This window comes from Kitasatospora sp. NPDC057542 (assembly GCF_042801945.1).
GTDB lineage: Bacteria > Actinomycetota > Actinomycetes > Streptomycetales > Streptomycetaceae > Kitasatospora.
Window position 1 is genome coordinate 1 of record NZ_JBHVFE010000355.1, and the last position, 9,560, is coordinate 9,560.

Genomic DNA, 9,560 nt, shown 5'->3' on the forward strand with positions numbered 1-9,560 from the left:
GCTTCGGAGCCTGCCGGGCCGCACCCGGTCGTTCACGACGGTCAGTTCACGACGGTCAGTTCGCGACGGTCAGTTCGCGGCGTCCGGCTTCACGAGATCCGGAAGCTTCGCCTCGAACAGCGCGTCGAACGCCAGTGAGGGCAGGATGTGACCCTGGTTGGCGGCGTTGTCAGCCACGCTCGCGGCCCACGCGGAAGCCGCGAAGCGCTGGTTGGGGGTGCCGTGGTGGCCGGGGCTGGAGAAGCCGCAGTCGCCGACCATGTAGAACGACTTCTCGGAGTCCAGCAGCCGCTTGGCGTTGAGGGCCTCGCCGCGGGAGTGGGTGAGGAAGTACGTGCCGTACGCGTCCGCCATCAGCTCGACGCGGCGGGTGGCCTCCGGCCCGGTCAGCCGGGAGGCGGTCAGGCCGTCCGCGAACTGCACCTGGTGGCCGAACTCGTGGGCGAGGATCGCACGTGGGGCCGTGTCGCCCAGGCCCAGTGCGCTCATGCCCTGAAGGATGCCGTCACCGACGACGATGCGGTCGGAGACACCCACTGGGTTCGGGCTGTGCTTCTCGGTGAAGGCGAACGCGTTGAAGGTGAAGATCGGGTTGTTGCCGCCCTGGAGGACGGGGTCGAGGTTGATCAGGTGGCCGATCAGGTGGGCCAGGAACAGCGCAGTGTCCTTGTTCGTCTCCGGGATGCCGTACATCAGGCTGATGACGCGGGCCAGGCGCTCCGGGGAGGAGAAGAGGTCGCCGCCGTGCATCGGCACGATCTGGATGTCGGCGGAGTCGATGTCCCAGAACCGCTTCAGGTCCTTGCCCTCGGACGTCAGCTGGTTGGTGTACTCGCCGTTGGCGCCGAAGGTGTCGGACTTCGACTCGCTGCCGAAGAACAGCGCGTCATAGGTGGGCATGTCGGGCGCGCCGAGGAGGCTGAGGAGGAAGAGCAGTCCGGGATCGGCGCCCGTGAGCAGGCCCTGCTGGTAGTCCCGGAGCGCCGTGGCCTGGCACTGGTAGTCGCCCGGATCGATGACGCTGTCGCGGATGCCGGCCCACTGGGTGTCGTGGATGCCGTACTTGGCTATGGCGGCATCGCGGTGCTGCTGCCAGTCGGCCGGCAGCTTGGCCAGGATCTGGTCGGCGAGGGCCTTGGCCTCAGGGGAGAGGCGGGAGGTGTCGAACGCCGTGGCGGAGACGGCGGAGGTGACGGCGGCCGGTGTCGTGGCGTCGGCGGCCACGGCCGGCAGAGCCGCACCGAGGGTGCAAGCGGCGACAGTTGCCAGGGTCGCGGCCCAGGCGAGGGTCTTCTTCACGGGAGAGCTCCTAGAGGTGCGAGCCGACGCGCGAGAGCGCCCCTGCGGGAGTGAGGGGAGCGGTCGGCTGTGCCGTACGCAGAGTTTGCGAGGTGTCGACCGGCTACTGGCGAGTTCACGGTGGCTGAATCCGGCGTGGCAGAAAGGTGACAGGTCTCCATGTCGGCCCATAAGTGCGACAATCGGCAGATGTATTCGCTTGATGGCATAGGTATCAGTGCAATGGCAGAGAGCGCCTACCTCGCCCTCGTCGAGCGAGGCCCGACGGCCGCGCCCGAACTGGCGAGCGCCCTGCGCGTGACCTCGTATGCCGTGAGCACCGCGATCGGCGAACTGACCGGTCTCGGCCTGGTGGAACCGGACGGACCACAGCTGGTCGCCCGCCCTCCGCGCGCCGCTCTCGACGCCGTGGCCGAGAGCCGCAGCAGGGAACTCGCCGCGCTGCGCAGCGGCATCGAGGAACTGTCCCGCTTCTGGCGCGACCACCACGTCGGAGGAGCCGACTACCTTGAGATCGCCCGGACGGATGCGGCCCGCAGAGCAGTCGTCAAACGGATCTACGACGAGGCCACCGAGCAGATCCGCGCCCTGACCATCGGCTACACCGGCCGATCGGCACAGCCCAACGCCATGGCCCCCGGGTGCCGCGAGGCACTGACACGCGGCGTCACGTGCTCGGTCGTCTACGGATCCCACGTCCTGCACGACCGGGCCGCGCGGGCGGCCGTCCAGGCCTCCGTCGACCTCGGTGAGCGAGCGCGGGTCTTTCCCGACCTCCCGCTGAACATGGCCGTCTGTGACGACCGATTCGCCCTGGTATGTCCCCCTGCGAGCGACTGGGCCCGCCGCCATCACATCGTCGTGCAGCGATCGGACCTCCTCGACGCGCTGATCGGCATCTTCGAGTCGTTCTGGCAGATCGCCGTCCCGCTGCCCGTCGCCGAGACGGCGGCCGACCTCGCCACGCCTCCCACCACCGAGACCCGGCAGCTCCTCACCTGCCTCAGCGGTGGACTGACCGACGAGTCGATCGCTCGTGAACTCGGCGTCAGCGAGCGGACGGTGGCCCGCCGCATCACCCGTTTGCAGGAGGTGCTCGGCGCGCGGACCCGCTTCCAGCTCGGCGTCCAGGCGAGCCGCCGCGGCTGGCTCTGACCCAGGTGTCGCGCGCACACCGAGACGCGGCGGGCCGCAGTGCGCCGAGGGTGCTCCTGGCTCGCCGGCTCTTTCCGGCGGATACCGAGGTGCTCGATGGACTGGACGCCCCGGAGCACCTGCTCCCCGGACCAGCCGGCCTTCCGCAGCATGGCGAACGCGCAGAGGAAGTTCTGGAGGGCCGTGTCGGGCCGGGGCGGTCGGGAGGCGAGCAGCGGCACCACAGAGTCTCAGCCACTCGGCCATTCCCGACAAACACACACCCACCGGTGACTGTGGTCGCGGCAAGAGCGTGAGGTGGGGCCGTCCCGCCTGCTGCCTCGCAATGCCGTCCCGCCTGCCGACGGTCGTGATGCCGAGCGGGAGCCGGTGCAACGATTCGCATCGTCAAATGGCCCGGGCGAGACCGCGCGGTGAGATCGCGGGTCTTGTGCGCCTGCTCCGCTCCCGCGAGGCAGCCCGGCCTGGGGGCGCCGCAGACCGGGGATCCATTAAACTGTCGATATCTGTCGGTCAGTTATCGCCGAAGTCGAACGCGGCGGTGACGGGCGCGTGGTCGCTCCAGCGCTCGGCGTGGGCCGCCGCTCGTTCGACGCGGGCCTCGATGCACTTGTCCGCAATGCCCGGGGTCGTCACGATGAGGTCGATCCTCCAGCGGAACGACACCTTTTCGAAAAAGGTCCACCCGTTCGAGTGCAGCCTGTTCGAGGGTGCTCGCTGGCCTGGGCGCTAGGGGACCTCCTGTGAGCAGCATGACGGCTTCGGTGCCGGTTCGGGCGGTGGTTGGTTCGCGTGTGTCGGACACGCACGGGGACGAGGGCAAGGTCTCGCACCTGGTGCAGGCGGAGTCGGCGACGCGGCACGCGCTGGCGAAGGAGTGGGAGATCGTCGGGTCCTTCGAGGACCTGGACGTCTCGGCTGAGATCACGCCGTGGAAGCGTCCGGACCTGGGCCCGTGGTTGACCGAGCGGCAGGGCGAGTAGGACGCGTTGGTGTGGGCCAAGGTCGACCGGGCGTTCCGTTCGGCGAAGGACTGTGCGGACGTGGCGCATTGGGCGGAGGAGGACCGCAAGGTCCTGGTGTTCACGGACGACGGGATCACCCTGGACTACCGCGAGGGGCGGGAGTCGTCGTTCGGGAATGAGCTGGCGAAGGTGTTCCTGATGCTGGCGTCGATCTTCGCGGAGATGGAGCTCAAGCGGATCAAGGCCCGGGTCGCGGCCGCGCACAAGCACCTGCGGAAGACGGACAGGTGGGCGGGCGGGCAGCCGCCGTACGGGTACCGGATCGTGGATCGCCCCGGCGGCGGGCGCACCCTGGAGCCGGACCCGGTGACCTCCGAGGCCGTCCGGTACATGGGCAAGTTGCTCCTGGAGGGGCAGAGCCAGTGGATGATCGCCGCGGCGTTGGAGGCTGCCGGCTTCGATACCCCGGCGACCCACGCGTACAAGAACCAGGGCGACAGCTACACGAGCAAGCGCAAGGCGCCTCCGTCGAACCACTGGAATCCCACCGGCGTGGGCAAGATTCTCCGCTCGCCGGCGACGATGGGCCTGAAGCTGGCCGGCCGCTCCGTGAAGACGCGCAAGATCGCGCGGGACGCGAAGGTCCTGCCGATCCGCATGGCCAAGCCCCTGTTCACGGAGGGGGAGTGGGCCGCGATCCAGGCGGCGATGGACGAGCGCTCGGTCACGAAGGAGCGCTCGAACGGCGCCTCGCCCTGGCTGGGTGTGCCGCACTGCGACCGCTGCGGCGACCGGTTCTACCGGCAGGTGAACCTCGCCAAGAACGGAAAGATCTACGAGTACTACCGGTGCGCGAAGACGGCCGGCAAGCCCGCCTGCAAGGGCCAGTCCGTCAAGGGCGAGCGCGTCACCGCCGCGATCGCCAGCCTGGTGCAGCGCCTGGCTGGGCTGGCGATGACGGTGCGCAGGTTCATCCCCGGCGAGGACCACACCGAACAGCTCAACCACGTCACCCAGGCCATGCGCGACCTGCGCGAGGAGAAACGCCGCAACCTGTTCGACTACCCCGGCGGCGACGACGAGTACTCCGAAGCCCTCGAAGTCCTGGTCGATGAGCGCCGTCGCCTCGCCGCCCTCCCGCAACGCCCCTCCGCTTGGGTGGAAGTCGAGACCGGCCAGACCTTCACCGACGCCTGGACCCAGGCCGACCAGGAACACCGCCGCCAACTTCTGCTCGGCCTCAAGGCCCGCCTCTACATGACACCCGACACCGAAGGCTGGTACCTACCCGCCGAACTCCAAGCGCGCGTGGGACAGCTGGAGTGCGCTGGCAGCTCGGCGGAGGTCGGGTGATCCGGGATCGTTGTGGACCCGAGACCTCCGCGTGGGTAGAGCGCGTCCCTGGCCGCGCTGTCAGTGTCGTCTCGGAGCGGGTCACCTCCACTTGGGCGGAGCGGACCTGAACGGCGCGTCCCTCGGGCACCTGGCTGTGGGGTCACCTCCACGCCGGACGGGGCTGGCGCTGAAGCCGCCGGCATGCGATCGACAAGATGTCAAGGGCATGCCAGACGGTGGGTCGGCAAGGTCCACCGCAGCAGGAACCCGGGTGGCTACCGGCACATCGAGGGGGTCGCGTGGGATGCGGCCGAAGTCCGCCGTCGACCGGGGCCGCGAAGGCGAGTCGCCCCTCGAAGCCTTGGCCTGGCACCACAGGGGAAGCGCCAGGCGCCATCCACGGGCACCACTAAAACTAGAGCCAGTAGTTTTGCCTGGCGAGAACGTACACTAGTCCACGACGAGGGACCAATACCCGGGGGTAACCACCAGCGGACGAGAGGACCAACAGATGGGCAGGCCGCCACGACCGCTGCTGACCCGGGACGGAATCATGCGGGCCGCTCTCGCACTGGTCGACGAAGAGGGGGTCGCCGCGCTGTCGACCACCCGCATCGCGGCCCGGCTGGGCGTCAAGGGGCCCTCGCTCTACAACTACGTCTCCAGCCGCGACGAGATCATCGCCGGAATCAGCGACCTCATCGTCGCCGAGATGGCCCTCGACCCGACCATCCAGCCGTGGACCGCCGCCCTGGACGCCTGGGCCCGCTCCTACCGCGCCGCCCTCGCCCGCCACCCGAACATGGTGCCGCTGCTCGCCTCCCGGCCGACCCGGTCCGTCACGGCCCTCCAGAGCTACGCCTGCGCGTTCGCCATGCTGCGGAAGGCCGGCTGGCCCGAGGAACACGTACTCCCTGTCGTCCAGTCCATCGAGTACCTCCTCATCGGCTCCGCCCTCCACCTCAACCACCCGCACGACGCGGCCTGGACGAACGAGGCACTCCCACCCGGACTCGAACCGCTGCGCAACGCCCCGCCCGACTTCCGCGAGCAAGCCTTCGAAACCGGCCTCACCGCACTGATCCGCAGCTTCCAGGAAACCCTGAACGACCTTCAGGCCCGGTACAACGGCTGACAAGCCGCCACCTCCGACGGCTCGCCGGTCACCCAGCAGGTGACACCGGCTTCAGCTCGGTGACGCTGGCGGTGGCGAGCAGTCCCGGCGGGACGCCGGTCGCGCCTTCACAGTGCGGGTGGACGAGGGAGGGGCTGCTCGGCCCAGATGGTCTTGCCGGTGCCGGTGTGCCGCGTGCCCCAACGCTCGGTGAGCTGGGCGACCATCATCAGGCCCCGTCCGCCCTCGTCGAAGATGCGGGCGCGACGCAGGTGCGGTGCGGTGCTGCTGGCGTCGGAGACCTCGCAGATCAGCGTCCGGTCCTTGATGAGCCGCAGCTGGATGGGCAGGGCGCCGTAGCGGATCGCGTTGGTCACCAGCTCACTCACCGTGAGTTCGGTGACGAAGGCCAGCTCGTCCAGCTCCCACGCCTGGAGCTGCGCGGTCGTCCGCGCACGGACCTCGGCGACGACGGCCGGATCGGCGGGCAGGTCCCAGTAGGCGACGTGCCTGGTGTCCAGGGCGTGGGTGCGGGCGATGAGCAGTGCGACGTCGTCGGCAGGCCGCTCGTCGAGCATCGCCTTCAGGACGGTGTCACAGAGGGTGTCGAGGTCGAGGGTGGTGCCGAGTGGGGGGACAGGGCCGGAGAGGGCTGTGCGCAGAGCGTTCAGGCCGGTGTCGATGTCGCGACCGCAGGCTTCGATCAGGCCGTCGGTGAACAGCGCGAGGAGACTTCCTGCGGGAAGCTCGGTTTCGACGGACTCGAACGGTAGCCCGCCCAGGCCCAGTGGCGGGCCGGTGGGCAGTTCGATGAAGTCCACGGTGCCGTCAGGGGTCACCAGAGCGGGCCAGGGGTGGCCGGCACTGCCGAGCGAGCACCTGCGGGAGATGGGGTCATAGACCGCGTACAGGCAGGTGGCGCCGAGTTCTCCGGGTGGCGCGTCAGCGCACTCCTGCCCCGTGCCGAGCCGGATGACGAGGTCGTCCAGGTAGGCGAGCAGCTCGTCCGGGGCCAGATCGACGTCGGCGAGGGTGCGTACGGCTGTGCGCAGGCGCCCCATGGCGGCGGAGGCGTGGATGCCGTGGCCGACGACATCGCCGACGACCAGGGCGACCCGGGCTCCGGAGAGCGGGATCACGTCGAACCAGTCACCGCCGACACCGGCCTCCGAACCTGCGGGCAGGTAGCGGCCCGCGACGTCGACGGCGGCCTGCTCGGGAATCCCCTGTGGCAGCAGGCTGTGCTGGAGGGTGAGGGCGGTGGTGCGCTCACGGGTGTAGCGGCGGGCGTTGTCGATGCAGACCGCCGCGCGCGCTGCCAGTTCCTCGGCGATCTCCACGTCATCCTGCCCGTAGGGCGAGGCGGACAGGTCCAGACGCGTGAACAGGACGACGCCCAGGTTCACACCACGGGCCCGCAGCGGAACCGCGAGCAGCGAGTGCGGGCGGTGTCGACGTATCCAGGCCGCTCGGTCCGGGTCATGGGCAAGCCAGTGGGCAATCTCGGGGTCGGTGATCCGGTGGGCGGTGCCGCGGCCGCTGGCCAGGCAGCGGGCTTGCGGTGAGGACTCCGGATAGCGGGCCGGCTCGCCGACCGCGACGACACCCGGCACGTCGGAGCGGACGGCGACCCGCCGCAGAACCAGGCCCCCGCCGGTACCGATCGGTGCCGGCTCATCCCCTTGCAGCACGGCGTCGAGCAGATCCACCGAGACGAAGTCCGCACAGGCGGGCACGGCCACGTCGGCCAGCTCCTGGGCGGTGCGGACCACATCCAAGCTGCTGCCGATGCGCCTGCTGGCCTCATCGAGCAGCGCCAGACTTCTCCGAGCCGCCTCCTGCTCGGAGAAGTCGAACACGGTCTGCTGCACAGCGTGCACCAGCCCCGCCGGGTCCTTGAGCGGGGTGAGGTGGACGATCCAGGCATGCGGGAAGGCCTCTCCTGGCACCTGCACGCGGTTCTCGATCTGCTCCGGCCGACCCGTCGCCGCCACTCGCTCGACACTGCGCTGCGGGACCTCGAACAGTGGATCCGGCAGGTGCTCGGTGATCCGGAGCCCGCGAAGCTCCCCCTCCGTGGCCGCGAGCTGCCGCACCATTGCCGTGTTGACGCGCAGGAACCTGCCCTCGGCGTCGTAGATCGCCAGGGCGAACGGGGACTGGTCGAACGCCCAGTGGACCAGCGGGTCGCTGCCGCGGTCGTCCCCCTGCCCCAGCGGGGCGGCCTCGAACAGCCAACCGACCCGCCCGTCACCGGCGGGCAGCGGACGCACACACAGTCGGCATTCCACCGGGCCGCCGTCGCGGTTGCGCAGCATGACCCGGCCGACCCAGTGTTCCTGCCCGGCCAGCCGCTCGCGAGCCGACCGCGGAAGGGGCGACGCCAGCAGATCCGCTGCGGGTCGACCTGCAGCCTCGGACGCGGAGTACCCGAGCAGCCGCTGGGCGCCGGAACTCCAGCCCGTCAGTACTCCGTCCGGAGTCGCCACCGCCATGGCCGCACCCGTGATGAAGGGGCCACTGGGCCAGCTGTCGCCCGCCGCTTGTGTGTCCATGGTGATCATCTCGCTTCGCGCGCCCGTTGACTCAAGGATTCCTCCGGCACGGCACAAGTTCACCTCGGGCCGCGCAAGCACCCTGTCTACGGCCACCGCCACGGCAGACCTCCGGAGCGCGCCGCGCAGCTGACCCGCCGCCTTCGCCGCAGGGCGTCCGCCCAGTTCCACCATGGCAAGAGCGCTCACGCCCGATCCGTACTCGACGGGACCGCCGATCTGCCTCCCGTCGCTGCAGTCCCGGACGGCGACCCTCCCGTCCCGGCCTCCGAACACAGTGACGGGCCGGCCGTCCACCGCCATCACCCAGTCAGTGTGGCTGCGGAGCAATTCACCGCCCTTCGCCCCCGCACGCAGGTCCTGTACCCGAATGGGCCGCGGCTCGTCCCAGCTGCCGCTGATCGCGATCGGTCGGCCGTCCACCACCATGGCCGCCGCTGTCACCACGGTGTCGGTGTGTCCGTTGAAGGGCTCTGTCCCGTAATCGGTGGTAGCGCTGTGTAGTGGTCACTGAAGGAGGATGCGCTGGCGGAGCAAGGGGAATCCGGCTCGGCCGTGCATCTGCCTCGTGATCCGCTTGGTTCACGTGTTGACGCCCTCGGTGTGGCCGTTGTGGAAGGGGAGGGTGAGGCCGGCATCGACCGCGGCGCGGTCGAGTTCGAGGCCGTTCGCAAAGGAGTGCAGGTGGGGCAGGTCGGCCGCGCGGGCCGTGGCGATCCAGTCGGTGAGCTTGGCATCGTTGCCTTCCGCTGGGGTCAGTAGCTGGGCGAATTCGCGGGTGAAGCACGCTAGTTCGGTCATCTCCTGGCAGGCTGTGGTGAGTTCCCGCAGCAGCTCGGTGTCCTTGTCGCGCAGGTTCTCGGGGCGGGTGAGCGGGAGGCGGGCGAAGCGCTGTGGGGTGGTGACTGGCTTGTCGCCCTCGGCCCGGCCCTGGCTGATGTAGCGGACCAGCAGGTTGGCACTGCCGGTGTGACCCAACTCCTTGATCTCGCGCAGGAGGTGGGTGACGGGCACCGCGGGGTCCTCGGCCCGGCGCCTGCGCAGGTGGTCGCGGTAGGGGTCGACGAGCGTGGGCTTGTAGCGCGGTGCGCGGCGGTCGCCGGTGGGCTCCTTCATGCGGGCGTACCGCTTGACGGT

Annotated in this window: 6 protein-coding genes and 2 pseudogenes; 4 read left to right on the forward strand and 4 right to left on the reverse strand. The window is 69.8% G+C overall.

All coding sequences use genetic code 11. The annotated features are described in order from the left end of the window. Nucleotides 1-69: 69 nt before the first annotated feature. Entirely contained in the window at nucleotides 70-1,299 is a 1,230-nt protein-coding gene (locus ACFU7Y_RS32450) for a hypothetical protein (RefSeq protein ID WP_224282266.1), read from the reverse strand. A gap of 222 nt (nucleotides 1,300-1,521) precedes the next feature. Between ACFU7Y_RS32450 and ACFU7Y_RS32455 the strand changes: the two genes are divergently transcribed. After that, nucleotides 1,522-2,454, forward strand: coding sequence for a helix-turn-helix transcriptional regulator (locus ACFU7Y_RS32455; RefSeq protein ID WP_224282267.1), 933 nt, complete (start codon nucleotides 1,522-1,524; stop codon nucleotides 2,452-2,454). 513 nt (nucleotides 2,455-2,967) lie between these two features. On the opposite strand, the pseudogene ACFU7Y_RS32460 reads toward ACFU7Y_RS32455, so the two are convergent. Then, nucleotides 2,968-3,108, reverse strand: a pseudogene (locus ACFU7Y_RS32460) (exodeoxyribonuclease III); the annotation flags it as partial. A 140-nt stretch (nucleotides 3,109-3,248) separates the two neighbouring features. Between ACFU7Y_RS32460 and ACFU7Y_RS32465 the strand changes: the two are divergent. The 3 genes from ACFU7Y_RS32465 (at nucleotide 3,249) to ACFU7Y_RS32475 (ending at nucleotide 5,889) form a co-directional block, all read left to right on the forward strand. After that, on the forward strand, nucleotides 3,249-3,437 hold the full coding sequence (locus ACFU7Y_RS32465) for a hypothetical protein (protein ID WP_224282268.1): 189 nt from the start codon (nucleotides 3,249-3,251) through the stop codon (nucleotides 3,435-3,437). A 9-nt stretch (nucleotides 3,438-3,446) separates the two neighbouring features. Beyond that, nucleotides 3,447-4,772: a recombinase family protein gene (locus tag ACFU7Y_RS32470; protein ID WP_224282269.1), complete on the forward strand. Its 1,326-nt coding sequence runs from the start codon at nucleotides 3,447-3,449 to the stop codon at nucleotides 4,770-4,772. Between the two features lie 493 nt (nucleotides 4,773-5,265). After that, nucleotides 5,266-5,889: a TetR/AcrR family transcriptional regulator gene (locus tag ACFU7Y_RS32475; RefSeq protein WP_224282270.1), complete on the forward strand. Its 624-nt coding sequence runs from the start codon at nucleotides 5,266-5,268 to the stop codon at nucleotides 5,887-5,889. Nucleotides 5,890-5,996: 107 nt separating this feature from the next. Here ACFU7Y_RS32475 and ACFU7Y_RS32480 read toward each other — a convergent pair whose 3' ends face one another. Both ACFU7Y_RS32480 and ACFU7Y_RS32485 read right to left on the reverse strand, forming a co-directional pair. Next, the gene (locus ACFU7Y_RS32480) at nucleotides 5,997-8,423 is read right to left on the reverse strand and encodes a SpoIIE family protein phosphatase (protein WP_380770521.1); all 2,427 of its coding nucleotides are present in this window, start codon (nucleotides 8,421-8,423) and stop codon (nucleotides 5,997-5,999) included. A 507-nt stretch (nucleotides 8,424-8,930) separates the two neighbouring features. After that, a pseudogene (locus ACFU7Y_RS32485) lies at nucleotides 8,931-9,560 on the reverse strand (transposase); the annotation flags it as partial.

Bases quoted from the DNA above. Each gene is read 5' to 3' on its own strand.
- ACFU7Y_RS32455 (WP_224282267.1), top strand. From the start codon at position 1,522: ATGGCAGAGAGCGCCTACCTCGCCCTCGTCGAGCGAGGCCCGACGGCC.
- ACFU7Y_RS32475 (WP_224282270.1), top strand. From the start codon at position 5,266: ATGGGCAGGCCGCCACGACCGCTGCTGACCCGGGACGGAATCATGCGG.
- ACFU7Y_RS32480 (WP_380770521.1), bottom strand. From the start codon at position 8,423: ATGGACACACAAGCGGCGGGCGACAGCTGGCCCAGTGGCCCCTTCATC.